We start from the raw sequence: 24,137 nt of genomic DNA on the forward strand, positions 1-24,137 counted from the left end.
CGGCGGATCTAGTCTCGTCCCATGCCGACCGCACTGATCACCGGGGCCACGGCGGGCATCGGTGCCGCCTTCGCCCGCCGCCTGGCCTCCGACGGATTCGACCTCGTGCTGCTCGCCCGCAACGGCGACCGGCTCAAGGAGACCGCCCGCGACCTGCACGAGACGTACGCGATCCGTACCGAGACCCTCGTCGCCGACCTGGCCACCGAGGAGGGGCTCACCGCGGCGGAGGAGCGCTGCCGCGATGGTGTGGACCTGCTGGTCAACAACGCCGGGTTCGGGCACGGGGGCACGTTCCTCGACGTCCCGCTCGGCAACGAGATCGTCATGCTGCGGGTGCACTGCGAGGCCGTGCTGCGGCTGACCCACGCGGCGCTGCCGTCGATGCTGGAACGCGGCCGGGGCGCCGTCCTCAACGTCTCCTCGGTGTCGGCGTTCGCGACCCGAGGTACGTACGGGGCCTCCAAGGCGTGGGTGGTGTCGTTCAGCCAGGGCGTGGCGCAGGACATCGCCCGCCGGGCGCGCGGCAAGGTCCGGGTGATGGCGCTGTGCCCCGGTTTCGTGCGGACCGAGTTCCACGAGCGCGCCGGGATGAACGTCTCCAAGATCCCCGAGTTCCTGTGGCTGGACAAGGACGCGGTCGTCGACGCGGCCCTGCGCGACCTGCGCCGGGGCGTCCAGGTCAGCGTCCCGAGCCCGCAGTACAAGGCGATCGTCGGGCTCAGCCGGCTGATCCCCCGCGAGCTGGTCGGCCGGCTCTCCTCGGGTGCCGGGCGCACGTACGACTGAGCCGCTTCGCGTTCCGCGACGGACTCGACACGATCGGTTACGGGCGCTTTAATCGACGGTTACGGTCTTGTCACCCGGCGTGGAACACGGCAGTGTGTCAGGTCGATGGCGTGGGGGCGCCGACCGCGCCATCGGACCCTTGCCTTCCGTTGAAAGGTCCCCTTCCCGATGGGTCACGACCTCGGATACGCCGCCCTGGCGCTGCTGTCGACCAGCGCCTACTACGTCGCCTTCCTGGTGTTCCGGCTGGCCGCGACGCGGATGCCTCCGCTGCGCGGCAGCCGCCCGTTCCACGTCGCGTGGCACATGCTCACCGATCCCGTCTGGTTCGCCGGCGGCCTGATCCTGTTCCTCGGCCTGGCCTACCAGGTGGTCGCGTTCACCGCGATGCCGCTGGCGGTGGCCCAGCCGATCTTCGCGTTCAGCCTGGTGCTGCTGGTGATCTACGCGGTCCGGTTCCTGGGCGAGCGGCTGAACGCCCGCGAGTGGTTCAGCGTGGGGCTGTTCGTCGTGGCGGCCGTCATGATCGGGCTGTCGGCCGGCTCGGAGGGCACGCTGACCGCGGAGACCTCGCTGCTGGACACGCTCAAGGCGCCCTGGCTGATGCTGGCGGTGATGGCACCGGCCCTGATCATCGCCTCGATGGTGTGGCTGGTCGGCGACCGCCGGGCGGGCGGCCGGCACGCCCGCAAGCTGGCCGGCGTCGCGTACGGGATCGGCGCCGGGGCCTGCGCCGGGCTCGCCGAGGCCGGCATCCGCGGCGTCGCGCTGGTCTACGAGAACACCGGCAGCGTCCAGAGCGTCCTGGGCTCGCCCTACCCGTACCTGACGCTGGGCATGGCCGCGATCGCCCTGGGCCAGCTGCAGGTCGCGCTGCAGCGCTGCCGGATCGCGATCGTGGCGACCGTGCTCACCGTGATCGGCCGCGCCTACCTGATCCTCAGCAGCGTCGCGCTGTTCGGCGAGGACTGGCCCCGCGAGGCCGGCGCGTTCCTGCTGCGCGCCGGCGGCTTCACGCTCGCGCTCATCGCGCTGGCGATCTTCCCCCGGTACGAGGAGCCCGAGACCGCGGAGGCCGCCGAGGCCGCGTACGCGCAACGCACGGCACGCTCCAGCGCCTGACCACGTTGCCCCGCCCGCTCCGCTCCAGGATGCTGGGGGCAGGGGGCGAGGCCCATGCGGGTGCTGGTGACGGGTGCGGCGGGCTATGTCGGGTACGCGGTGGGGCTGCGCCTCATCGCGGCGGGCCACGAGGTCTCCGGCCTCGTCCGCCGCGCCGACCGGATGCTGCCGCCCGGGGTGCGGCCGGTCATCGGCGACCTCCTCGACCCCGCCGCGCTCGGCGCCGTCCTGGACGAGCCGTACGACGCGGTCTGCCACCTGGCCGCCCTGACCCGCGTCCGCGAGTCGTTCGCCGAGCCCCTGCGCTTCTTCACCGCCAACGTCCAGGGCACCGTGAACCTCCTGGAGGCGCTGTCCCCGCGGACCACCCGGTTCGTGTACGGATCGACCGCCGCCGTCTACGGCACCCCGGACCGGCAGCCGATCCCCGAGGACCAGACGCCCGCCCCGACCAGCCCGTACGGCGCGTCCAAGCTCGCCGCCGAGCAGGTCGTCCGCTTCCACGCCCGTACCGGTGCGATCGGCGCCACCGTCCTGCGCACGTTCAACGTCGCGGGCGCGGTCGGCGGCCGTCCCGATCCGGACCGGACCCGGCTGATCCCCAAGGCCCTCGCCGTCGCCGCCGGCGACGCCCCGCACCTGGAGATCAACGGCGACGGCGCCGCCGTCCGCGAGTACCTGCACGTGGACGACCTCGCCGCCGCCCACGTCCGCGCCCTGGAGACGGTGGCCCCGGGCCAGGACCGCCTCTACAACGTCGGCACCGGCGCCGGCACCTCCGTCCTCGAAGTGATCACGGCCGTGGAGCGGGTCACCGGACGCCCCGTGCCGACCGTCCGCCGCCCGCCCCAGCCGGAGCCGCCACTGCTGGTCTGCGACGCCCGCGCGATCCGCCGCGAGCTGGGCTGGCGCCCGGTCCGCTCCGCGCTCCCGGAGATCATCGCGGACGGCTGGGCCGTCCTGCCCTCGCGGGGCGGATAAAATCCCAGCGTGTCCCAGCCCAAGTTCGAAGTCCAGATGCTCCACGACCGCGTCATGATCAAGGTCGAGAAGGAGGCCGCCGAACGCCGCAGCACCGGCGGCATCGTCATTCCCGCGACGGTCGAGCAGACGAACCGGCTCGTGTGGGGCGAGGTCTGCGGTGTCGGGCACCACGCGCGCACCGTCAAGGTCGGCGACCGGGTGCTCTTCCATCCCGACGACCAGTACGAGGTCGAGATCCAGGGCGAGAACTACCTGGTCATGCGCGAGCGCGACCTGCACGCCATCGCCAACGAACGCCCCGAACACGGCACCGGCCTCTACCTCTGACCGAAGTCTCGTCCACACAGCGGCCACAGAACGGCGTGCGGCCTGGGGCAGCCCGGCTCCCGCTCTGGACGCGTGGCGCCCGGGGCCTCCGGCGTGCTCGAGCGACACTGGACGGGTCGGCGACCGGTGGATGCTGCCCTGGACGGATGCGCATCATCTTCACCACCTGGGCGTGGCCCTCGCACCTCTACGCGATGGTTCCTCTCGCGTGGGCCTGCCGGGCGGCCGGCCACGAAGTACTCGTCTCCAGCCAGCCCGAACTCACGGAAACCATCCTGCGCACCGGGCTGAACGCCGGTCCTGTCGGTCACGACGTGGATGCGGTGGCGGTCTTCCGGGCGCTCGCGCAATCCCCGCCCGGCCCTCCCTCGCCGCGCCCGAAGGGAACCGGCGGACCGCGCGTGCTGAGCCTGCTCAGGTCACTCGCCGAGGCCATGACGGACGACCTCGCCGCGCTCGCCCGCCGGTGGCGCGCGGACCTCATCGTGTCCGACCCGACGGCCTTCGCGGGGCCGCTCGCCGCCGCCGCGCTGGGCATCCCGTCCGTACGGCATCTGTACGGCACGGACCTGATGAGCGTCGTCGGCCGGTTCCTTCCCGACGCGATCGCCCCGCTGCGCGACGAGCTCGGGCTGGACGAGGTCGATCCTTTCGGTGCGGCGACCATAGACCCATGCCCCGGCAGGCTGCAGGTCCCCATCGCGTCCCGCCGGCTACCGATGCGATACGTCCCGTACAACGGCCCCGGCGTGGCCCCACGGGACCTTCCGGCCCGCACCAGCCGCCCTCGCGTGTGCGTCACCTGGGGTACCACGATGAGCAGGCTGGACCCCGGCCTCTTCCGCACCGGACAGGTCGCCAGGACCATCAGCGATCTCGACGTGGACGTGGTGGCCGCGGTGACGTCCCAGCAGCGGGCGATGCTCGGCCCGCTTCCCCCGGGCGTCCAGATCGTGGCGGACACGCCCCTGCACCTGATCCTGCCCGGCTGCGATCTGGTGGTCTCCCACGGCGGCGCCGGCACCCTGCTGACCGCGCTGGCCCACGGGCTGCCGCAGCTTCTCGTCCCGCGCCTGCCCGACCACGTCCGGCACGCGGGCCGGCTCGCTGAGACCGGTGCCGCGACCGTGGTACCGGTACCGGACCGCGAGGCGATACGAGACCGGCTCGCCGAACTGCTGACGGCTCCCTCCTACCGGAGCGCCGCGGAGGCACTGGGACACGAGATGCGGGCTCAGCCTTCACCCGCCCAGGTCGTACGGGAACTGGAGCTCGTCGCAACGGGTGTCGGCGCGACGGCGCCTCCCGCGCCATGACCCCGGCCCGGCCGGGCTGGAGCCATCCCCGAGTCGCGCTCCACCCACGGGTGTGAACCTCCGGGTATCCCCATCGCTCCCGTCCCGGCACAGGAGGAACGTCATGGAACCCGCTGAGACCTTCGATCACGGAGCGCACGCCCGGCGGCACCGTGGAGGCGCGCTGTTCGAGCAGCTGGGCATCGACCTCTATCCCCATCCGTACCTGGGCTTCTCGCTGCCGCCGCATCACCGTTCCGCCGCGCTCAACACCGACGGCGAAGGTTTCCGGCTGTCCGAGTCGCCGTTCGGCACGGTGGACAGCCGCGGCTGGCTCACCGCGGGCGGCGGCGGCCTGGTGCTGGGGAGCTCGGCGGCGCTGGGCTTCGGCTCCGGATCCGACGGCGGCACGCTGGCCTCCCGGCTCGCGCTGCGCACCGGGCTCCGGTGGCACAACCTCGCGGTGGTCGCGGCCAACTCGCTCCAGGAACTGATCGCCGCCGTGCCGTACCTGCACGCCGCCTCCACCGTCGTGGTGTTCAGCGGAATGGGCAACTACCTGTCGATGATGCGCACCCGCAGCCTGGACCGGCTGTTCCCGGCGGTCTTCTACGAGGGAACGTTCGCCAGGCTGACGAACATCCCGCTGTTCGATCTCGCCGAACTGGCCACCGGCATGGCGGCCTCCGACGCCGGGATCGAGATACCGCCGATGCCCGTGCCGCCCGAACCACGGCTCGGCGACGCCATCGCGCGGGTGGAGGCGGCCGCGCGCGCACAGCTGCGCGACCTCGGGTTCCTCGCGGGCGCGGCCCGGCCGGGCACGCGGCTGCTGTTCTGTCTCCAGCCGCTGGCCACCCACCGGACTCGCGCGATCACGCCCGAGGAACAGGAGCACTACGACTTCACCGAGAACGTCTTCGGCGTCCCGAACGGCGTCCTCGAAGATCACCTGCCGCTGTTCGCCGAGCTGCTCGCGCAGGGCTGCGCGGAACTCGGCGTGGATTTTCTCAACGTCTCGGCCGACCGGTTCACCGGCCGGTCCTTCGTGACCAACGGCGTCCTGACCGAGGAGGGCAACGCGCAGGCCGCGCGAATGATCCACGAAGCCCTCGGACCGGGACTCTTCAGGACAGCAGTATCGCGGCCATGCCGTTGAGGCCGAGGGCCGAAACCGCCAGCGCGGTGCGTACCAGATGCCAGCGCCGCCATACCGGCCGCGGATCCCGCCAGGACGCGGGGATGGCGTCGGGATCCGTACGGTGTATCCGCCTGTTGATCGGTACGTTCCGGAAGTGAGAGACGGCCGAGACTCCGAGGAGGCAGGCCGCCGCCGCCCCGGTGAGCCACCGGGCACCGGGGCCCGGCGCGAGCACCGCCAATGCCACGTCCAGGAAGGTCGACCCCAGCACGATCAGCGGCATCGTGGGGTCCCAGTTCCGGCCCAGCAGCGTGTGCGCGTAGACGTAACGGTCCGGCGGCATGGCCGCCAGCGCCGGCACGGTGCTGAGCGCCACCGCGAACAGCACCCCGGCGACGATTCCGCTGCCGAGCACCACCAGCACACCGAGAACATGTGTCAAAGCGATCACTCCAGAACGGTGTCGGCGATGAGGTCCGCCTGACCTGGATCCTGGACGCACGGGAAGAGGATCAGCTCGTCGCACCCCGTCTCCCGGTAACCGGCGACGAACTCGCGCAACCGACCGGCGTCGGTGAGAACGCTCCGCACGGCCATCTCGGCCTTCCAGCCGATGAACGCGTAGTAGTCGGTCAGGTACCGCTCGGCCTCCGCGCGCGCTCCCGGTCCCAGCGCGACATAGGCGATCGCCACCAGGCGGGGTTCGTCCGCACGTCCCGCGTCCTTCCATGCCTTGCGGGCACGGCCGGCCAGCTCCTCATAACCCGCGGCCGAGCTGCCTCCCGCGATCCAGCCGTCGCCGTAGGCGGCGGCCCGCTCCAGAGCGGCGGCGGAGTGACCGCCCACGAGCAGCGTCGGGCAGCCGCCGGCCGGATGCGGCCCTGGCACCGGCCCGCCCGCCGTGCCGTCCCAGGTCCCCCGCAGCTCGCCGAGCAGCCGGTCCAGGCGGCGCCCGCGATCGTCGTACCGGGTACCGCACGCCTCGAAATCGTCAGGGCGCCCCCCGGCCGCCACACCGACGGTCAGCCGTCCGCCGGAGACGCGGTCCAGGCTTGCCAGCTGTTTGACCAGCAGCGCACGGTCCCCCCGGTACGCGGCGATCAGGATGGTGGTGGCGAGCCGGATCCGGCTGGTGGCTCCGGCCGCGGCCGCGAGGGCGACCAGGGACTCGTACCCGTCGTACATCAGGCGGTCGAGCACCCCGAGTGAGGAGAACCCGCACTCCTCGGCCCGCCTGGCCCAGGCGAGGACGTCTCCGCCGGCGATGCCCGGGATCATCGTCGGCAGCCCGATCCCGACCTCCATGTCAGCGGCCCGCCGGGTGGGTATCGATCGACAACTGCGACACGCAGCGCATGACGGCGTCGCGGAAGTAGGCACCGAACGCCTCCGGGGTGGAGGTGTCCCGCCGCTCGGCGAGGTAGGGCGCGAGCTTCTCCTCCAGCAGGTGCACGCCGCGCTGCCCGGCCATGTGCGCGGCAACGGCGCCGAAGTCGCCCTCGTAGTGGATCACACGGACCATGACGTCCTCCTTGATGAACACGGCGGTGCCCAGCAGGCGCCCGGCCCGCTCACCGTCATCTCCCCGCATGACGGGGGTACTGGTCCGCTGGAAACCGGCGAAGATCTCGGCGATCTCGTCCTCGTGCCCCGGCTCGACCCGGTAAGTGATTGCTGCGAATGGCATCAGAGGCCTCCGTCCACATTGATCGTCGCCCCGCTGATGTAGCGGGAGGCGTCGCCGGCCAGGAAGAGCACGGCGGCGGCCACGTCCGCGCTGGTGCCGAGCCGGCCCAGTGCGGTCATGCCACGAATGATCTCGGCGACCGGGGGCGGCGGTCCGCTCCCCGGTCCGGTCACGATCACGCCGGGAGCGACCGTGTTGACACGGACGCCCCGGCGGCCCAGTTCTTTGGCCAGGGACCGGGCCAGCCCGGTCAGGGCCGTCTTGGAGGCTCCGTAATGCGCGCTCTCCGGCCGGCCACGCGTGCCCGCCACGGCACCGACGTACACGATCGAGCCGTGGTCGGCGAGCAGCCCGATGGCGGCCCGGGTCACCAGGAACGCACCGGTCAGGTTGGTGTCGATGACCCGTTGCCACTCCTCCTCGGTGAGCTCGTCGAATCTGCCGCGGGCATCGGCGCCGACGTTGTTGACGACGACGTCGAGACCGCCGAGCTCCTTCCGGCAGACCGCCGCGAGCCCGGCCACCTCGTCGGCGTCGGTGACGTCGGCCTGGACCACGCGGTGCGCGCCGTCCTGCTCCTTGAGCTCACGGGCCAGGTCGTCGGCCGCGGTGCGCCCGCACGCCACGACCCGGGCGCCGGCCCTGGCGAAGCCGAGCACGGTCTCCCGTCCGATCCCGCGGGTCCCGCCGGTGACGAGGACGCGCTTGCCGGCCAGTCCATGGTCCACGATTACCTCCAAGGGAACGCACAGCGACGATCGCCCGTGCCCCTCGCGTCGGACTGGAGCCCGGCTCGGGCCGTTCCTGGACCGGCGTCGCATCACCGGAGCGGAGCGGAGGGCGCTGCTCTCCCGGCGTCGAGCGGGGCTCCAGCGCGCCGCACCATGCTGGCGGATCGCCACCCGAGGGCGACCCGGCAGGAGGGACGAGCGAGTGAGCGCGACGATGCGGGCGCTGGTGGCCAGGCGGTACGGCCCGGTCGGCGAGCTGCGGCTGGAGGACGTCCCCATCCCGTCCGCCGGTCCGGGGCAGATCCAGGTCAAGGTCGCCGCGGCCGCCGTCAACCCGGCCGACATCAGGACGCTGAGCGGCGTCATGCACCGGATCACCCCCCTCGCGTTCCCGCACATCGTGGGCCTGGAGATCGCCGGGACGGTGACCGTGACGGGCTCGGGGGTCACCAGGTTCGCCGTCGGCGACGAGATCTTCGGGTTGGCCTTCCCCCGCTCCGCCTCCGCGGCGGCGGGACGCATCGCCTCGCCGCCGTCCCTGACGACCGGGACGATGGCCGAGTACACGGTGCTGGAAGCGGACACACCCGCCCTGGCGCGACGCCCGGCGGACCTCGCGGCCGACCGGGCATCGAGCCTGCCCGTCGCCGGCCTCACCGCGCTGCCCGTCCTCCGGACGGGTGATCTGGACCCCGGTGCCGCGGCCCTGGTCATCGGCGCGGGCGGCGGAGTGGGCAGCGTGGTCGTTCCCCTGCTCGCCGCCGCCGGGACGCATGTGATCGCGACGGGGCCGCCCGCGGACGAGCCGTACCTGCGGGGCCTCGGCGCCGCCGAGGTGATCGACCACCGGTCCGCCGACACGGTGACCGAGACGCTGCGGCGCCATCCCGAGGGTGTCGACGCGCTGGTGAACCTTGCCCTTCCGGGCAGCGCGCTGCCTGCGGCGAGCCGTGTCCTGCGGCCGGGGGGACGGCTCCTGAACGTCGCCTCCCCCGGCTTCGACGAGGCCGCCCTCGGCCGTGACGACATCACGGTGCGGTCCCTGTTCACCACGGCCCGCCCAGGAGACCTCGACAGGCTCGCGGCCGACGCCGTCGCGGGGATCCTGCCCCCGGCCATCGGTGCCCGCTACCGCCTCTCCGACGGCGCGCGTCCCTTCACCGACCACGTCGACCGGCATGGCAGGGGCAAGCGGGTCGTCCACATCGACGATCCGGCCTCGTAGCCCGCCTCCGTCACCGGCTCCCGCGCCGATCGAGGCTCCAGCCACGCTTGAGACGCCGGGAGCAGCATCCTCACCGGTGGCGGACACGACGAGGGAGGTACACCGTGAGCACGGACGGCCAAGGACCCCAGGGCGGGCTGCCATGACGACCGTACCGCCGGAGCCGCATCAGGTTCCCCGACCGGTGCCGGAGCCGGACCAGGCCCACTCGGACATGATGCGCTTGCTCCACGCGCCGCTCGTGACGCACTCGCTGGCGGCGGCGGCGGAACTGGGCGTGGCCGACGTGCTCGCCGACGGGCCCCGTACGGTCGAGGAACTGGCGACCTTGGTCGGCGCGGAGCCCGGGCCCCTGTACCGAATGCTGCGCACGCTCGCTTCCGCCGGGGTCTTCCGGCAGGTCGCCCCGCGCGTTTTCGGCACGACTCCACTGGCCGACAAGTTGCGCGCCGACGACGAGGGCTCGCTGCGCAACTGGGCGAGACTCTGGGGCCTTCCGGAACGGCAGGCGGCCGTCGCCGGGCTCTTGCACAGCGTGCGGACGGGACGCCCCGCGTTCGAGGACCTGCACGGCACCACCTGGTGGGCCCATCTGAAGGCGCACCCCGCCCAAGCCGCCGTGTTCGGCGCGGCGATGGGAGAGCTGGCCCGGCACCTGCACGCCGCGGCGATGGAAAGCTACGACCTGTCCGGCGTCCGGGTCCTGGTGGACGTCGGCGGTGGCGAGGGCCACCTCGTGGCGGCGGTCCTGGAGCGCTATCCGGCGATGAGCGCCATCGTCCACGACCGGCCAGAGGTCGTCCGCGACACGGTCGCGCTCCTCGCGGCGGCCGGGATCGCCGGGCGCGCGCGGGCGGTCCCCGGGGACTTCTTCCGCGCGGTGCCCAAGGGCGGGGACGCCTACCTGCTGTCGATGATCCTGCATGACTGGAACGACGACCAGTGCGTCGCACTGCTCCGGAACGTCCGGCGGGTACTGCCCCCCGGCGGACTGGTCCTGGTGATCGACGCGGTGGTGCCGGAGGACGACGCGCCGCACGACGGCAAGTTGCGGGACATCCTCATGCTCGCCCTCCATCCCGGCAGGGAGCGGAGCGAGGCGGAGTTCGCGGCCCTGTTCGCCAGGGCCGGCCTGCGCCATCTGGAGACGCGGGCGGTGTCGGCGTCCACGGGCCTTCTCGTCGCCGTCCGCGACGGTGCCGGACAGGAGGATCCGCGACGATGACCGATCAGCCGACCCCGGCCCTCGCACCCGGCGTCCGACGGCGCTGGGGGAACACTCCGTACCCGCCCGGCCACGCCGATCGCTACCGGAAGGCGGGGCTGTGGCGGGACCTCACGATCCCCGCCGCCCTGGACGAGGTCGTGCGGGGACACGCCGACCACGCCGCCGTCATCACGCCGTCGGCGCACTGGACGTACGCCGAACTCGCCGAACGGTCCGAGGCCGTCGCCGCGGGCCTACTCGAGGAGGGGCTCCGGCCCGGCGACCCCGTCGTTCTGCAGGTGACCAACAGCGTCCACACCGCCGCCGCCTGGTACGGCATGCTCAGGGCCGGCCTGGTTCCCGTGTGCACGCTGGCGTCGCACCGCCGGTACGAGATCGTGGAGATCGCTCGCCGCACCGGGGCGGTCGCCCACCTCGTCCAGGCCGACCTCCCCTCCTTCGACCTGGTGGCGTTCGCCGGCGAGGTCGCGGGCCTTCTGCCCGGCATGCGCGCCCTGCTCACGGTGGGCGCCGCCGCGGGCGCCCCGGGCACCCGGATCGAGGACCTCGAGGAGCGCCGTCCCACCCGCGCGCAGCGGGCCGCGCTCCGGAAGGTCGCCGAGGAGACGGATCTGGGCGCCCCGGCCGTCCTCCAGCTCTCCGGTGGTACCACGGGGAGCCCCAAGGTCATCCCCCGCCTGCACCCCGAGTACTGGTACAACGCCGTGGCCACCGCCCGGCACTGGGACCTCACCTCGGCCGACCGCCTGGCATTCGGCCTGCCGCTGGTGCACAACGCCGGCATCGTCAACGCCCTGCACGCGGCGCACAGCGTCGGTGCGGCACTGCTGCTCTCCACCCCGGCCGCCGGTGACCTCCTGCCCTTGATGGCCGCGGAGAACGCGTCCTGGTTCATGAGCCCCCCTGGCGTCATGGGCGACTACCTCGCGCATCCGGGCTTCGGCAAGGCCTTCACCGGCCTGCGGCACTGCGTGCTGACCGCCGCCCGGGTACCGCACCGGACCTTCGACGCCCTGGACGCCCGCGGCATTCGCGTCGGCCAGGCCTTCGGCATGACCGAAGGATTGTTCCTTTTCACCCCGGCCGGCGCGTCCCGGGAGATGCGCGCTACGACCGTGGGCGTCCCCATCAGCCCGTTGGACGAGGTTCGCCTGCTCAGACCGCACACCGGCGACACGGCCGAGCCGGGCGAGGCCGGTGAGCTGTGCGTCCGCGGGCCGTACACGATCCGCGGCTACCTCGACGCTCCCGAGCGCAACGCCGAGGCGTTCACCTCCGACGGCTTCTACCGCAGTGGAGACATCGTCCAGCCGCACGAGATCGACGGGATGACCGCCTACTCCGTCGTCGGACGGGTCAAGGACCTCATCAACCGGGGCGGTGAGAAGATCAACGCCGAGGAGGTGGAGACCCTCCTCCTCCGCCACCCCGCCGTCGCCGACGTGGCGCTCGTCGCCATGCCGGACGAACGGCTCGGTGAGCGAGGCTGCGCCTATGCCGTCGTACGACGGGGGCATCCGACGCCGTCCCTCACCGATCTCTGCGCCACCCTGGAGCACCAGGGGCTCGCCAAGTACAAGTGGCCGGAACGTCTCGAGTACGTGGACGTCCTCCCGCGCACCGCGATCGGGAAGATCTACAAGAGCGCCCTGCGCGAGGACATCGCCCAACGGCTCGCGCGGGCGGACGGCGGCGGCTGAGCCCGCTGGCTCCGGCCCGGGTGGGCACGGCCGCGTGCCGTGCCCACCCGGGCCGGAAAGCAGAGTCGGCCGGAGAACGGGGTCGGGAAGAGCGCCGGCACCTCAGCCGGCGGCCTCCTCGGAAGCCCCGAGCGACTCCGCCAAGTGGTCGCTGATCGCCGCCACGGTGGGCCTGTCCCAGAGCAGGGTGCTCGGCAGATCGATCCTGAACCGGCGGCGCAGGCGGACGCGAATGGCCTCGCTCAGCATCGAATCGACTCCCATGTCCATCAGCGGCCGGTGCGGGGAGGGGGCGTCGGAATCCAGCCGCAGTTCGTCCGCGACGATCCCGCCGACCACCCCGACCAAGTGATCATGCAAGTCCCGGCCCTCGAGTCCGAGCCATTCCCGGCCGGCATCGATGCCGGCCTCCCGGGCGGCGTCGTCCTCCGGTCCGAACTCGGCCGTCACCGCGCGCCGCACCACACCGAAGCGCACTCCCGACAGGGAGGCGGCCACGACACCGTCGGGGGCCGCGATCCGGACGTCCACCACCACGTCCTCGCCCGCCTCCCCCTCCACCAGTCGAACGGCGACCAAGGCCTCATCGGGGGGCGGCCCGTACGCGACCACCTCGCGGAACCGGCCCGGCATCCGCAGCAGCGGTCCGCCCGGAAAGATCACGGGGGCCGCCGACAGCGCTCCGTCCAGGAGCGACCCCCAGGTGGCGGCCGACATCTCCCCCTCCGGATCCGCGACGATCCTGGCGAGCAGGGTCCGGGCGGAGCGCCACGCCTCCGTCACCCGCCAGGGGAAACCGAGCCCGTCGACGTCGATGGCGGTCAGCCGTTCCAGCACGGCGCCGGGATCGACGGCCTCGGGACAGCTCGCGCGCAGCGCCGCCTCGTCCAGCAGGCCGCCCGCGTCCGGCGGGTCCACGGCCTCCGCCGTGGCATGGACCAGCCAGGCTCCGTCGTCCGGCCGGCCGGCCAGGCGTGAACTCAGGCGCAGCGAACCGTCCTGCCGCACGACCTGGACGTCGCGCGGCGCCGTGACCGCCAGCGGCACGCGGAGCGAGACGTCGGCGAGCGCCGCCGCCCGCGGCGACTCCCACCGCGCGCCCAGGAAGGTGGTCAGCAGGACCGCGGCCGGAACCACCTCGGCGCCGAGCACGGCATGGCCGCCGGGGTACGGGCGGCTCTCGCGGTCGAGGCGGGTCTGCCACAGCGCCACCGGGGAGGCTCCCTGCACCGCGACCCGGCCGCCGAGCAGATCGTGGCTCTCCACGTCATGGCCCTGCCGTGCGGCCTGCACGGCCGGAGTCTCCTCGACCCAGTAGCGGCGATGCTGCCAGGCCATCGTGGGCAACTCCGCCAAGTCCCCCTCGGGCTGCAGCACCGACCAGTCGACCGGGGCCCCATGGCAGTGCAGCATCCCCAGGTTGCCCAGCAGCGTTTCCCGCTCGGAGCGTTCGCGCCGCAGGGTGTGCGCGACGACGCCGTCCGGGACGCCGCCCGCCTCGAGCGTCTTCATGATCGAATGTGCCACCACCGGATGCGGCGAGACCTCCAGGAACAGCCGGTGGCCGTCCTTCATCGCGGCGGCGACGGCGGCGGCGAACCGCACCGGGTTGCGCAGGTTCGCCGCCCAGTACGCGCCGTCGCGCGGCGCGCCGTCGCGCGGATCCTCCAGCGCTGTTCCGAACACCGGCACGGTGGGCGGCCGCGGCCTGATCTCGGTCACCGCATCGACCAGGTCGGACATCAGTCCGTCCATGTCAGCGCTGTGGAAGGCCACGTCGGAGTCGACCCGGCGCACCACGAGTCCCTCCGACCGGAACCGCTCGACGACGTGCTCCATGGCGCAGATCGTGCCGCTGAGCACCGTCGAGCCGGGCGCGGCCGCGATGGCGGGGCCGACGTCCAGCCGTTCGGCGAGACGCGCCTCGACCTCGTCGAAGGGAAGGTTCACCATCGCCATCGCGCCCTTGCCCGCGACACGGCGCAGCAGCAGGGACCGGCGGCAGATCAGTCGCGCGGCGTCGGGCAGGGTGAGCATGCCGGCGACGACCGCGGCCGCGACCTCTCCGACCGAGTGCCCGATGATCGCCGCCGGGCGCACCCCGTAACCGCGCCAGACCCGGGCCAGCCCCACCTGCATGGCGAAGATCATCGCCTGCACCCGGTCCACATCCTCCAGGTCGTCCTCCATCAGGGCGCGGCGCGGCGCGAAACCCATCTCCTTGAGGTAGATCGGCTCGAGCTCGTCCAGCGTTCGCGCGAGAAGTGGCTCGCTGGACAGCAGGTCGCGCCCCATGCCGACCCATTGGGATCCGTGCCCGGAGAAGACCCAGACCGGACTCGGGGAGGGAGTGCCCCTGAGCACCTCCCCGGCGGCGACGCCTGCGGCGGCCCTGCCCTCGGCGAACCTGCCCAGGCGTTCGGCCAGCTGCTCCCCGCCTGTGGCGACCACGCACGCCCGCGCGGCGAGCATGGACCGGCGGTGGGCCAGCGTGTGGCCGATCGACGACAGCGACGGCGCGTCGGCGACGACGCGCTCCGCCAGCCTGCCGGCGTTCTCCCGCACACCCGTGGGGGTGGCCCCGGACAGCGGGTACACCCGTGGCCCGACGGCCGGCTGGACCTCGGGCGTCCCCGCTGCGGCCTCGGCCGGCGGCGCCTCCTCCAGGATGACGTGCGCGAGCGTGCCGCCGTACCCGTAGTTGCCGATCCCGGCCCGCCGCGGCCGGTCTCCGGCGGGCCACGGCACGGCCTCGTTGACGACCTTGAGCCCCGACTCCGCCCAGGGGATCGCCGGGTTCGGCCCGGTGACCGACAGCGTCGCCGGGATTCGGCCGTGTTCGAGGGCCAGCACCGATTTGATCATCCCGGCCACGCCGGACGCGGCCTCCAGATGGCCGATGTTCGTCTTGACCGATCCGATCAGGCAGGGCCGGTCCGGAGGACGCCCGGCGCCGACGACGGCGGCCAGCGCGCCCGCCTCGATAGGGTCGCCGATCCCGGTACCGGTTCCGTGCGCCTCCACGTAGTCCAGGTCGGAGGCGTCCAGCCCGGCGTTCCGGCATGCCAGGCGGATCAGGTTCTCCTGTGCCTGCCGGCTCGGCGCCATGATGCCGTTGGTCCGGCCGTCCTGGCAGACGGCGCTGCCACGGATGACCGCCAGGACCGGGTCCCCGTCGCGGCGCGCGTCGGAAAGCCGCTTGAGCACCACGACGGCACAGCCCTCGGCCCTGCCGTAACCATCGGCCGACGCGTCGAAGGCCTTGGACCTGCCGTCGCGCGACAGTGCGCCGGCCGCGTCGAGGACCAGGGCGAAGCTGGGGCTGGTCACCAGCATGACGCCGCCGGCGAGCGCCAGCGAGGTCTCGCCGAGGCGCAGCGCCTGGCACGCCTGGTGCACGGCCACGAGGGAGGCCGAGCAGGCGGTGTCCACCACGATGCTCGGGCCGCGCAGGTCCAGGGCGTAGGAGACCCGGTTGGCGACCCCGCACATCGAGTTGCCGATGCCGGCCCACGCCTCCAGCCGCGGCAGGTCCTCCAGGATCCTGCGCCCGTAGTCATCGGTGCAGACGCCCATGAACACCCCGGTGTCGGAGCCCGCGAGGACGCTCGCGGGAATGCCCGCGTCCTCCAGCGCCTCCCAGGCGACCTCGAGCGTCACCCGCTGCTGCGGGTCCATCAGCTCGGCTTCGCGCGGGGAGATGCCGAAGAACCCGGCGTCGAAGGCCCCGACGTCCTCCAGGTAGCCGCCGAACCTGATGGCCCCGCGCACCGCCCTGGCGTACTCGGGACCGCGCGCCGCGTACGAGTCCCAGCGCCCCGGCGGGATCTCACCATGGACGGCGCGACCCTCCTCCAGCAGGTCCCAGAACCCGCGCGGCGAGGTGATGCGGCCCGGAAACCGGCATCCCATCCCGACGATCGCGATCGACTCCGTCACTCTGTCGGATCCCATCAAGAATCTCTCCCATGTCCGCGGGTGCCCTCGACGCCGGGAACGGTCCGCAAGGCGCGCACGATGCGGTCAGGGAAGCGTCCCCGGAAAGGGTCAACCCCTGCTGGAGAGGCACTCGATCCCCGGCCGTCGAGAGTCCGTCGAGCCGCCTTCGCGTCGCCGTCCGTACCGTCGGCCGTCGAATCCGGTACGGGAACGTCGTGGGAGGACAGCGGTGAAACTCGGCGCGATCACGGAGTGGGTGGCCGACCTGTCGGATTTCCGCGAGCAGGTCCGCCTGGCCGACGACCTCGGCTACGACGTCATCGGCATCGGCGACTCCCCGGCCCGGGCCCACGAGATGTACGTCTCGCTCACAGTGGCCGCGCATGAGACCCGGCGGGCGACCCTGACGACGATGGTCACCACCCCCTTCCTGCGCCACCCGTCGGTCACCGCCACCGCGATCAGCGCGGTGCGCGAGGTGGCCGGCGACCGGCTCATGATCGCGCTCGGCAGCGGTGGCAGCGCGATCCGCGTCCTCGGCAGGCCCCGGGGGGCCACGCCGGCGGAGCTGCGCGAGTACGCGCTGGCCGTGCGGGAGATCCTGGCCGGTCGATCGGTGGTCTTCGACGGTCGCCCGACCGAGCCGCTGCGGCGGGTGGTGCGTCCGATGCCCGTGTTCGTCGCGGCCGACCATCCGGCGAGCCTGCGGATGGCGGGAGAGATCGCCGACGGGGTGATCATGACGGTGGGGCTGGACGCCGGCCGGGTCGAGCAGAAGATCGCGACGGTCCGCTCAGCGGCGGAGCGGGCCGGACGGGACCCCGGTGCGGTGGAGGTCTGGGGCTTCACGTTCGTCGCGATCGGGGGCAGCAGGGCGGCGGCGAACGCCGAGATCGCCACGGCGCTCGCCTCGGATGTGGGCATGCGCCTGCGTGCACCGCACATGCGGGCGACGGTGCCTCCGGAACTGCTCGGCGCCGTCGAGGAGGTGGAACGCCGCTACGACCGCTACGACCATGTCCTGGACGGCAAGAACGCCAGGCTGCTCCGCGAAACCGGCCTCACCGACTTCGCGGCCGGCCTCACCGCCGTGACCGGCGACGTCGCCGAAGTGGCCGACCATCTGAAGCGGCTCGAGACCCTGGGCGTGTCCTGCGTGCTCGCGACGCTTCCCGCCGTGGCCGACCCGGCGGGCACGCTCCGCCGGCTCAGCGAGGCGGCGGCCTACGTCCGACCGCGTCCGCCGGCTCAGACCTCCACCACGACCTTGTAGTGCGTGAGCCAGGCGTTGAACTGCAGTGCCATCTCGATGTGCATTCGGCTCGGCCAGTCGCGCGCCATGCCCTCCGGATCGGCCAGCGTCCGCCGTACCGCCTCCCCGTCGAGGAAGGGCAGCGCGGGCGACCGCGGGTCGGCGACGGCGGCGGCGAGCTCGTCATGCAGCATCCGCGCGTAGGCGGGGTCCTGGGTCACCGGCCATGGGCTCTTCGTGCGGCCGAGGACCGACGCCGGCACCAGATCGGCCACCGCCGCGCGCAGGATGCTCTTCTCCCGCCCGTCGAAGGTCTTGAAGCTCCATGGGGTGTTGTAGAGATACTCGACGAGCCGGTGGTCGCCGTACGGCACGCGAAGCTCCAGGCCATGGGCCATGGACAGCCGGTCACCGCGGTCGAGCAGCATGGGCAGCCACCGGGTCAGGGTGAGGTGGCCGATCGCGCGCATGCGCCGCTCCTCGACGCTCTCCGCCTCCTGGTGGGGCACCTCCGCCAGGGCCTGGTGGTAGGTGTCGGTGTAGTGCCGGCCCATGTCGAGCTTCTCCATCAGCCCCCGGTCGAAGAGCCGACGGCCCTGCCCGTCGGGTGAACCCGGCTGCAGGGTCTCGTTGACCACCCAGGGAAAGACGTCGGCGCGCACGCATTCGGGTTTGAACATCCAGTTGTAGCCGCCGAAGATCTCGTCGGCCACCTCGCCCGCCAGCGCCACGGTGGAGTGTGTCTTGATCTCCTGCGAGGTGAGGTAGTTGGAGGTGTCCATGTCGCCGAGAGTGGTCGGCATGTCCTGTGCCAGGAGCACGGCCAGACGGGTCTCCCTGTCCATCAGCCGATCCGTGCTCAGCATGATGTTGACGTGCTCGGACCTGAGGTGCCCGGCGACTTCGGCCGCGTACGGCTCATCGGCCGAGAATCGCACGTCATCCGGGCTGAAGTCGCGCGCGTAGTCGTCGAAGGTGGTCACGAAGGTCCGGACGCGCTCGCCCTCCAGCCGCCACCGCCAGCGTGCGGCAATCGCGGTGACGGCGCTGGAGTCCACGCCGCCCGACAGCGCGGTGCACAGCGGCACGTCCGCGACGAGCTCGCGCAGGACGATCTCCTCGAGCATCGACCGGACCTTGGTGATGGTCGTGGCGAGATCGTCGGTGTGCGGGCGGGCTTCCAGTTCCCAGTAGGCCCGGTCGGCCGTCCCATCGCGCCCGACGGTCATCACATGCCCGGGCCGCAGCTCGGCCATGTCGCGGAAGACCGCGCGTCCGGGCTGCTTGGCGGTGGCGAAGAGTTCCCGGAGTCCGTCGGCGGTGACAACGGGCCGTACATCCGGATGGGCGAGCAGGGCCTTGGGCTCGGAGCCGAAGAGTATGCCGCCCGGCCGGGGGGAGTAGAACAGCGGCTTCACGCCCAGCCGGTCACGGACCAGGACGAGCCGCTCGCGGCGCACGTCCCAGATCGCGAAAGCGAAGATGCCCTCGAGCCGTTCGGCGCACGCGGTCCCCCACTCCAGGTAGGCGCGGAGCACCACCTCGGTGTCGCCGCGGGTTTCGAACCGCTGACCGCGCTCGCGCAGCTCCGCCCGGAGCTGCTTGAAGTTGTAGACCTCGCCGTTGTAGACCATGACCGCGACGGTGCGGCCGTCCTCCTCGACCGTGAACGGCTGCCCACCGCCCTCGGGATCGATGACGGTCGTGCGGGTGTGCCCGAGCGCGGCGTGCCCTCGCAGCCATAGGCCCTGGCCGTCCACCCCCCGGCGGGCGAGGGTGTCGGTCATCGACTGCAGGACCGGCCGCTCGCCCACCAGATCACGCCCGAAGTCCACCCAGCCCGCGACACCGCACATCGTCACTCCCTCAGTCGGTTCCCCCAGCATGCGGGCAGGGGGCACAGGGGGCCTTGACGGTCACTCGACCGCCGTGCCCGTACCGCCCTCCGGTGGCCCCCTCTGCTCGACCAGGTCCCCAAGCGAGTTCGAGAGCCGGCGGGAAGCCTGCGGATGTGATTCGCGGACGAGAGGTGGACGCCAATGGACCCGAGCGAGAACGGACCGGCACCGCACGGCGACGTCAGCCTGTACGACCCTGATCTGCCTCCGCGGCAGCAGGTACTGGGGCTCTTCTACGCCAAATGGACCCTCGGCGCGCTCCGCGCCGTCGTCGAACTCCGGGTACCCGATGTGCTGGCCGAAGGCCCCCGCACCGTCGCGGAGATCGCGGCGGAGACCGGAGCAGACGCCGACCTCCTCTCCCGGGTGCTGCGCGCCGTCGCGGCGACCGGCGCGCTGGAAGAGCGGGCCGACGATTCCTTCGCCCTGACCCCTCTCACCGCGGGCCTGGTCACCGGGGCACCGGACGGCATCCGCGACATGTTCCTGTTCGCCTCCGACCCCATGCTGTGGCGGCCGTACGAGCACGTGGCGCACACCGTCCGCACGGGCGAAACGGCCTTCCAGCACAGCTTCGGCATGACCTTCTACGAGTACCTGAAGGCCCATCCGGCGAAGGCGGCCCTGTTCGACCGGGCCATGCTGCAGAACCGGTACCCGGCGACCGACCGGATCTTCGCCGGGTACGACTTCGGGCGCTTCCGTCGGATCGCGGACGTGGGCGGCGGCAAAGGACAGTTCCTGGCCGAGATCCTGCGACGCCATCCCGGCTGCACCGGGGTGCTGGTGGACCAGCCGCAGACGGTCGCCGACGCCAAGGAGACCTTCGAGGCGGCGGGCCTCGCGGACCGGGTGACGATCGCGCCGTCGGACTTCTTCACCGAGGTGAGCGCGGGATGCGACGCCTATTTCATCAAGCACACCCTGCACAACTGGGATGATCGGAAGGCGGCGCTGCTGCTGCGCAGCGTCCGCACGGCGATCGGCGCGGACCGGAACGCCCGGCTGCTCATCGTCGACCAGCTGCTGCACGGCCCCGGCGCGTGGGACATCGGCAAGCTCATCGACATCGAAGCGATGTCGGTGATCGGCGGCAGGGAGCGCGACCGCCGCGAATGGGACCGGATCGCCGCCCTGGCCGACTTCGCGCCGACCGGCGACCCGCGTCCCGGCAGTCTGGCGTTGCTGGAGTACCGACCGATATGACCGGCCTGGTGCCCGGCGACGGAGGCGCCGCCGGGCGTCGGGGGTCAGCCGCCGAACTCGCCGGCATGCCGCGCCAGCCAGTCGTCGAACGTGGCCGGCGGGCGACCCAGGATCCGCCGGACGGTAGGCAGTGGCGTCCCGCCCCGCGCCGGGTCGGGGTCGGCGAGCGAGGCCAGCAGCGCTTCGGCGTACTCGGCCGGAAGTCCGGCGGCGACCATGCCGTCCCGGCTCCGCTCCGGCTCCGCCCGGACGCACTCCACCCGGTGCCCGACGACGACAGAGATCCTGGCGGCCTGCTCGGAACCGGTGAGCGCCTCGGGTCCGGTGAGCTGGTACGCCCCGTCGCCGTGGTCGCCGGTCGTCAGGCACGCGACCGCGACCGCCGCCACGTCCATCGGGTCCACCAGTGCCCTGGGGATGTCGCTGTAGGGTTGGTGGATCCGGCCGGCCGGGATCGACCACCTCCATTGCAGGGCATTGGACATGAATGCGGCCGCGCGCAGAGCCGTGACATGCGCTCCCGTCTCGGCGAAGGCGCGCTCGGCCGCCGCGTGCGCCGCGCCGTAGGCGTCCCGCACCGGCCGCAGCGCGGCTACCGAGGAGAGCTTGACGACCCGCTTCACACCGTGGCCGCGTACCGCTTCGGCCACGGCCAGCTCGTGTGACGCGGCGTCGGCGCCCGCCGAGATCATGACGACGCCGGTCACGCCGTCGAAGGCGGCGGGCAGGGTATCGGGCCTGCCGAGGTCTCCCTGGACGACCCGCACGGCCGGGCCGAGCCCGGCTCCCGCCGCGTCCCGGGTGAAGGCCCGAACACCCTCCCCGGCCGCGAGCAGGCCGCGCACCACGTGCCGGCCGACGTTTCCGGTGGCACCGAACACCAGGATCATCATGTCCTCCCGGCTCAGGCCGGAACCGGCCCGGGCAGTCGCGGCGGTCGCCAGTCACCGAGGTACAGCATCCCCTCCTCGGCGGCGCGCGGTGACCGCAGCCGCATCATCACGGAGCGGCACGCCAGGTCCCAGCACCTCTCGGTCATCTTGGTCCTTCCCATCCGCCGGGAGGCCGCCGCGATGCCCTGCGTCCTCGGCCGGCGCTCTCGTTCGTAGCGGGCCAGGGCCGCGGGGACGGCAGGCTCGGTGGCCAGGGCGGCGCACAGCACGACGGCGTCCTCGAGCGCCTGGCAGGCTCCCTGCCCGAGGTCCGAGGTCATGGCGTGGGCCGCGTCGCCGAGCAGCGCCACCCGACCGGACACGTAACCGGGCAGGGGCTCCGCCAACTCGAAGACCTCGTGGTGGAGGACGTCTCCAGGAGGGGTCGCGGCGATCAGTTCGGGGATCGGACGGTGCCAGGACCCGAACCGGCGCCTGACCTCCGCGTGGCCGTCGGGGAACCGCGCGCCCTCGGGGGTGTTGGCGACCGCGAACCAGTAGACGCGGTGGCCGGGCAACGGCATGCGCCCGAACTCCAGGCCGCGGCCCCAGGTACCGCCCCCCGGTTCGGCGATCGCGCCGACGCCGCCGCCGGCGATGCCGCGCCAGACGCTGTGCCCGCTGTAGACGGGCCGGGCGGCCGACGGCCATAGCAAATGCCTGAAGCGGCTGTTCAGTCCGTCCGCCGCGATCACCACATCGCCGCGCACCCTCTCCTCACCGTGCGCGCTCCCGTACCGCACCACGGCACCGTCCGGCAGGTCCTCGACGCCGACGGCGTCGGCGCCCGTTCGCAGCGCGCCGGGCGGAAGCGCCGCGCGGAGCAGGCCGTGCAGGTCCGGTCTGAGCAGCACGATGAGGGACAGCCCGTGCCGGCTCAGGAACCGCGGATCGGCAGGGTGCTGCAGCCGCCGCCCTGACGGCGCCCGCAATCCCTCGCCGCCCGGTGCCATGCTCACCGAACGCGCCCGTACCTGGGCGCCGAAACCGAGCCGGTCGAGCGCCCGCTGCGCATTGGTCAGCAGGGAGATCCCTGCACCCGCCTCGCGCGGGCGGGTCGCCCGTTCCAGGACGGTGACCCGCCATCCCAGCCGGTGCAGCCCGGCGGCGGTGGCCAGGCCTCCGATGCCACCGCCGATCACCACCGCGTGGCGGCCGGGTGCCGTGCTCACGGCTTCGTGCACACCACGAGCGTGTCGTACTCGCCGAGCGTGCGATCCTCGACCCCGGTGAAGCCCGCCGCGAGCGCGTTCTCGCGCAGTTCGGCCACGCCGTACTCCGAACCACCATCGGTCACCAGCAGCATGTCCAGGCTGATCACCAGGTTCTCGACGCGGCTGGACGCGCGGTCGAGCATCCGGTCGTAGACCAGCAGCACGCCACCGGGCCGGACACTCTGGAAGGCCTTGTCCACCAGTGCCCTGCGCTGCTCCGCGTCCCAGTCGTGCAGGACATGACCGATGATCACGATGTCGGCCGCCGGCAGCGGGTCGGTGAAGAAGTCGCCCCCGTGGAAGGTCGCCTTGCCCTCCAGGCCCCGCTCGGCCGCCAGCTCGTCGAAGAACGGCTCCATCTGGGGCAGGTCGAAGACCCCGCCGGCCAGCCGGGGGTGCGCGGCGACGATCTGCGCGATGAGGCTGCCCTTGCAGCCGCCGACGTCCAGCACCGACCGGTACCGCGGCCAGCCGTCGTACGCGGCGATCAGTTGCGGACCGAGCACGCGGGTCAGGGCGTCCATCGACGCCACGAACCTGCCGAGGATCGCCGGTTCGTTCAGCACCGCCTCGAAGCTGCTCCCCGACTGCGGCTTGCCGGTCCGCAGTCCCTCGGCGAGCCTGGCCCACGCCGGATAAAGGTTGTGGTTGGTCCGCTGGAGGAAACCGCCGATGTAGGAGGGGTCGCCGCCCACCAGGAAGCCGTCGGCGCCCGGGCCGTTGCGGTACCGGCCGTCCCGCCGTTCCAGCAGGCCGAGTTCGGTGAGCAGCCCGAGCCAGTCGGACAGGCCGCGGCCGTGCAGGCCGAGGCGGTCGCGGATCTCCTCCGGCCCGGCCGGGCCCTCCCGCAGGACCGTGAACAAGCCCAGCTCCACCGCGGTCAGCAGCGCCTTGGCGTCACAGAAGGAGTTTCCGAGCCGCAGGATGCCGGCGGCGCTGGTGGTGTCGGTCGTGGTCATGTGCGGTTCCTTTCACGCGGGGTTCACCGAGAACTCGCGCTCGTCGAGATCGATCTTTTCGATGGACCACTTAGCGATCTTGAGCGACGTGATCGTCGCCCGGGTCGCGTACCCGACCATGTCGTCCTGGTACGCGCGCACGGCATCCACCAGCGACCGCTCGCCGCGGCTCACCGGGACCAGGGCCCGGCACAGCGCGCTCGCGTCCTGGACCGCCGTGTTGGCTCCGACTCCGCCGGACGGCGGCATGGTGTGCACCGCGTCGCCGAGCGGGACGACGCTGCCCGGCTCCCACGGTTCCACGGGAAGGGTGGCCCGCATCGCGATCGGATGGGTCTCCTCCGGCTCGGCATGTGCGAACACACCGCGGAGGTCGGGATGCCAGCCGGTGGTGCGTTCGAGCACCAGCGCGCGCAGTTCTTCGCGATGATCGCGAAGAACCGCTCGTCCGGCAGCCCGAGCACCTCCTGGTGGACGTTGAACACCGACATGTAGTAGTCCGCGACGT

General features: G+C 72.5%; 21 protein-coding genes and 1 pseudogene. 11 read left to right on the forward strand and 11 right to left on the reverse strand.

The window, feature by feature from the left end; genetic code table 11:
• Positions 1 to 21: 21 nt before the first annotated feature.
• From ACH34Q_RS01080 to ACH34Q_RS01105, 6 genes are all read left to right on the forward strand, one after another.
• Positions 22 to 789, forward strand: a complete 768-nt coding sequence (locus ACH34Q_RS01080) for an SDR family NAD(P)-dependent oxidoreductase (RefSeq protein ID WP_395980759.1) — start codon at positions 22 to 24, stop codon at positions 787 to 789.
• A 168-nt stretch (positions 790 to 957) separates the two neighbouring features.
• Positions 958 to 1,911 (forward strand): DMT family transporter, encoded by a 954-nt coding sequence (locus tag ACH34Q_RS01085; RefSeq protein WP_395980760.1) that lies wholly within the window; start codon positions 958 to 960, stop codon positions 1,909 to 1,911.
• Between the two features lie 54 nt (positions 1,912 to 1,965).
• Positions 1,966 to 2,892: an NAD-dependent epimerase/dehydratase family protein gene (locus tag ACH34Q_RS01090; protein WP_395980761.1), complete on the forward strand. Its 927-nt coding sequence runs from the start codon at positions 1,966 to 1,968 to the stop codon at positions 2,890 to 2,892.
• A 9-nt stretch (positions 2,893 to 2,901) separates the two neighbouring features.
• Positions 2,902 to 3,222 carry a GroES family chaperonin gene (locus tag ACH34Q_RS01095; protein ID WP_395980762.1) on the forward strand — a complete coding sequence of 107 codons (321 nt, stop codon included), beginning with the start codon at positions 2,902 to 2,904 and terminating at the stop codon, positions 3,220 to 3,222.
• Positions 3,223 to 3,368: 146 nt separating this feature from the next.
• Entirely contained in the window at positions 3,369 to 4,538 is a 1,170-nt protein-coding gene (locus ACH34Q_RS01100) for a nucleotide disphospho-sugar-binding domain-containing protein (RefSeq protein ID WP_395980763.1), read from the forward strand.
• Positions 4,539 to 4,641: 103 nt separating this feature from the next.
• A complete protein-coding gene (locus ACH34Q_RS01105; protein ID WP_395980764.1) occupies positions 4,642 to 5,676 on the forward strand; it encodes a hypothetical protein in 1,035 nt (344 codons plus the stop codon).
• Here the strand turns inward: ACH34Q_RS01105 and ACH34Q_RS01110 are convergent.
• Genes ACH34Q_RS01110 through ACH34Q_RS01125 form a run of 4 tightly spaced genes read right to left on the reverse strand, consistent with a single transcriptional unit; the run spans position 5,645 to position 8,073 of the window.
• Positions 5,645 to 6,109 carry a DUF1772 domain-containing protein gene (locus ACH34Q_RS01110; RefSeq protein ID WP_395980765.1) on the reverse strand — a complete coding sequence of 155 codons (465 nt, stop codon included), beginning with the start codon at positions 6,107 to 6,109 and terminating at the stop codon, positions 5,645 to 5,647. The two genes, ACH34Q_RS01105 and ACH34Q_RS01110, sit on opposite strands and share 32 nt — an antisense overlap.
• Positions 6,106 to 6,963 carry an LLM class flavin-dependent oxidoreductase gene (locus ACH34Q_RS01115; RefSeq protein ID WP_395980766.1) on the reverse strand — a complete coding sequence of 286 codons (858 nt, stop codon included), beginning with the start codon at positions 6,961 to 6,963 and terminating at the stop codon, positions 6,106 to 6,108. Before ACH34Q_RS01115 ends, ACH34Q_RS01110 begins: the two co-directional genes overlap by 4 nt.
• Position 6,964: 1 nt before the next feature.
• Positions 6,965 to 7,345, reverse strand: coding sequence for a SchA/CurD-like domain-containing protein (locus tag ACH34Q_RS01120; RefSeq protein ID WP_395980767.1), 381 nt, complete (start codon positions 7,343 to 7,345; stop codon positions 6,965 to 6,967).
• Positions 7,345 to 8,073, reverse strand: a complete 729-nt coding sequence (locus ACH34Q_RS01125; RefSeq protein ID WP_395980768.1) for an SDR family NAD(P)-dependent oxidoreductase — start codon at positions 8,071 to 8,073, stop codon at positions 7,345 to 7,347. The genes ACH34Q_RS01120 and ACH34Q_RS01125 overlap by 1 nt, the downstream gene beginning before the upstream one ends.
• A 205-nt stretch (positions 8,074 to 8,278) precedes the next feature.
• Here ACH34Q_RS01125 and ACH34Q_RS01130 point away from each other — a divergent pair, with 205 nt between their 5' ends.
• The 3 genes from ACH34Q_RS01130 (at position 8,279) to ACH34Q_RS01140 (ending at position 12,229) form a co-directional block, all read left to right on the forward strand.
• A complete protein-coding gene (locus ACH34Q_RS01130) occupies positions 8,279 to 9,301 on the forward strand; it encodes an NADP-dependent oxidoreductase (protein ID WP_395980769.1) in 1,023 nt (340 codons plus the stop codon).
• 214 nt (positions 9,302 to 9,515) lie between these two features.
• Complete coding sequence (locus tag ACH34Q_RS01135; RefSeq protein WP_395980770.1) at positions 9,516 to 10,526, forward strand: methyltransferase; 1,011 nt, start codon at positions 9,516 to 9,518, stop codon at positions 10,524 to 10,526.
• Complete coding sequence (locus ACH34Q_RS01140) at positions 10,523 to 12,229, forward strand: AMP-binding protein (RefSeq protein WP_395980771.1); 1,707 nt, start codon at positions 10,523 to 10,525, stop codon at positions 12,227 to 12,229. The genes ACH34Q_RS01135 and ACH34Q_RS01140 overlap by 4 nt, the downstream gene beginning before the upstream one ends.
• Positions 12,230 to 12,331: 102 nt before the next feature.
• On the opposite strand, the gene ACH34Q_RS01145 is transcribed toward ACH34Q_RS01140, so the two are convergent.
• On the reverse strand, positions 12,332 to 16,183 hold the full coding sequence (locus ACH34Q_RS01145; protein ID WP_395980772.1) for a type I polyketide synthase: 3,852 nt from the start codon (positions 16,181 to 16,183) through the stop codon (positions 12,332 to 12,334).
• 214 nt (positions 16,184 to 16,397) lie between these two features.
• Here ACH34Q_RS01145 and ACH34Q_RS01150 point away from each other — a divergent pair, with 214 nt between their 5' ends.
• Entirely contained in the window at positions 16,398 to 17,441 is a 1,044-nt protein-coding gene (locus ACH34Q_RS01150) for an LLM class flavin-dependent oxidoreductase (protein ID WP_395980773.1), read from the forward strand.
• Here ACH34Q_RS01150 and asnB read toward each other — a convergent pair.
• Complete coding sequence (gene asnB, locus ACH34Q_RS01155) at positions 17,417 to 19,276, reverse strand: asparagine synthase (glutamine-hydrolyzing) (protein WP_395980774.1); 1,860 nt, start codon at positions 19,274 to 19,276, stop codon at positions 17,417 to 17,419. The two genes, ACH34Q_RS01150 and asnB, sit on opposite strands and share 25 nt — an antisense overlap.
• 183 nt (positions 19,277 to 19,459) lie before the next feature.
• Between asnB and ACH34Q_RS01160 the strand changes: the two genes are divergently transcribed.
• Positions 19,460 to 20,524: a methyltransferase gene (locus tag ACH34Q_RS01160; protein WP_395980775.1), complete on the forward strand. Its 1,065-nt coding sequence runs from the start codon at positions 19,460 to 19,462 to the stop codon at positions 20,522 to 20,524.
• 44 nt (positions 20,525 to 20,568) lie between these two features.
• Here ACH34Q_RS01160 and ACH34Q_RS01165 read toward each other — a convergent pair whose 3' ends face one another.
• From ACH34Q_RS01165 to ACH34Q_RS01185, 5 genes and pseudogenes are all read right to left on the reverse strand, one after another.
• Positions 20,569 to 21,417 (reverse strand): NAD(P)H-binding protein, encoded by an 849-nt coding sequence (locus ACH34Q_RS01165; protein ID WP_395980776.1) that lies wholly within the window; start codon positions 21,415 to 21,417, stop codon positions 20,569 to 20,571.
• 11 nt (positions 21,418 to 21,428) lie between these two features.
• Positions 21,429 to 22,640, reverse strand: a complete 1,212-nt coding sequence (locus tag ACH34Q_RS01170; RefSeq protein ID WP_395980777.1) for an FAD-dependent monooxygenase — start codon at positions 22,638 to 22,640, stop codon at positions 21,429 to 21,431.
• On the reverse strand, positions 22,625 to 23,629 hold the full coding sequence (locus ACH34Q_RS01175; RefSeq protein WP_395980778.1) for a methyltransferase: 1,005 nt from the start codon (positions 23,627 to 23,629) through the stop codon (positions 22,625 to 22,627). The genes ACH34Q_RS01170 and ACH34Q_RS01175 overlap by 16 nt, the downstream gene beginning before the upstream one ends.
• 12 nt (positions 23,630 to 23,641) lie before the next feature.
• Positions 23,642 to 23,803 (reverse strand): hypothetical protein, encoded by a 162-nt coding sequence (locus ACH34Q_RS01180; RefSeq protein ID WP_395981085.1) that lies wholly within the window; start codon positions 23,801 to 23,803, stop codon positions 23,642 to 23,644.
• A gap of 39 nt (positions 23,804 to 23,842) precedes the next feature.
• Positions 23,843 to 23,950: pseudogene (locus ACH34Q_RS01185) on the reverse strand (FAD-dependent monooxygenase); the annotation flags it as partial.
• Positions 23,951 to 24,137: the final 187 nt, after the last annotated feature.

This window comes from Actinomadura sp. 9N407, assembly GCF_044326315.1.
GTDB lineage: Bacteria > Actinomycetota > Actinomycetes > Streptosporangiales > Streptosporangiaceae > Spirillospora.

Coding starts and splice junctions, on each gene's coding strand:
- ACH34Q_RS01120 (WP_395980767.1), bottom strand. CDS start 7,345: ATGCCATTCGCAGCAATCACTTACCGGGTCGAGCCGGGGCACGAGGAC.
- ACH34Q_RS01085 (WP_395980760.1), top strand. CDS start 958: ATGGGTCACGACCTCGGATACGCCGCCCTGGCGCTGCTGTCGACCAGC.
- ACH34Q_RS01115 (WP_395980766.1), bottom strand. CDS start 6,963: ATGGAGGTCGGGATCGGGCTGCCGACGATGATCCCGGGCATCGCCGGC.
- ACH34Q_RS01145 (WP_395980772.1), bottom strand. CDS start 16,183: ATGGGATCCGACAGAGTGACGGAGTCGATCGCGATCGTCGGGATGGGA.
- ACH34Q_RS01165 (WP_395980776.1), bottom strand. CDS start 21,417: ATGATGATCCTGGTGTTCGGTGCCACCGGAAACGTCGGCCGGCACGTG.
- ACH34Q_RS01080 (WP_395980759.1), top strand. CDS start 22: ATGCCGACCGCACTGATCACCGGGGCCACGGCGGGCATCGGTGCCGCC.
- ACH34Q_RS01135 (WP_395980770.1), top strand. CDS start 9,516: ATGATGCGCTTGCTCCACGCGCCGCTCGTGACGCACTCGCTGGCGGCG.
- ACH34Q_RS01105 (WP_395980764.1), top strand. CDS start 4,642: ATGGAACCCGCTGAGACCTTCGATCACGGAGCGCACGCCCGGCGGCAC.
- ACH34Q_RS01090 (WP_395980761.1), top strand. CDS start 1,966: ATGCGGGTGCTGGTGACGGGTGCGGCGGGCTATGTCGGGTACGCGGTG.
- ACH34Q_RS01175 (WP_395980778.1), bottom strand. CDS start 23,629: ATGACCACGACCGACACCACCAGCGCCGCCGGCATCCTGCGGCTCGGA.
- ACH34Q_RS01140 (WP_395980771.1), top strand. CDS start 10,523: ATGACCGATCAGCCGACCCCGGCCCTCGCACCCGGCGTCCGACGGCGC.
- asnB (WP_395980774.1), bottom strand. CDS start 19,276: ATGTGCGGTGTCGCGGGCTGGGTGGACTTCGGGCGTGATCTGGTGGGC.
- ACH34Q_RS01160 (WP_395980775.1), top strand. CDS start 19,460: ATGGACCCGAGCGAGAACGGACCGGCACCGCACGGCGACGTCAGCCTG.
- ACH34Q_RS01100 (WP_395980763.1), top strand. CDS start 3,369: ATGCGCATCATCTTCACCACCTGGGCGTGGCCCTCGCACCTCTACGCG.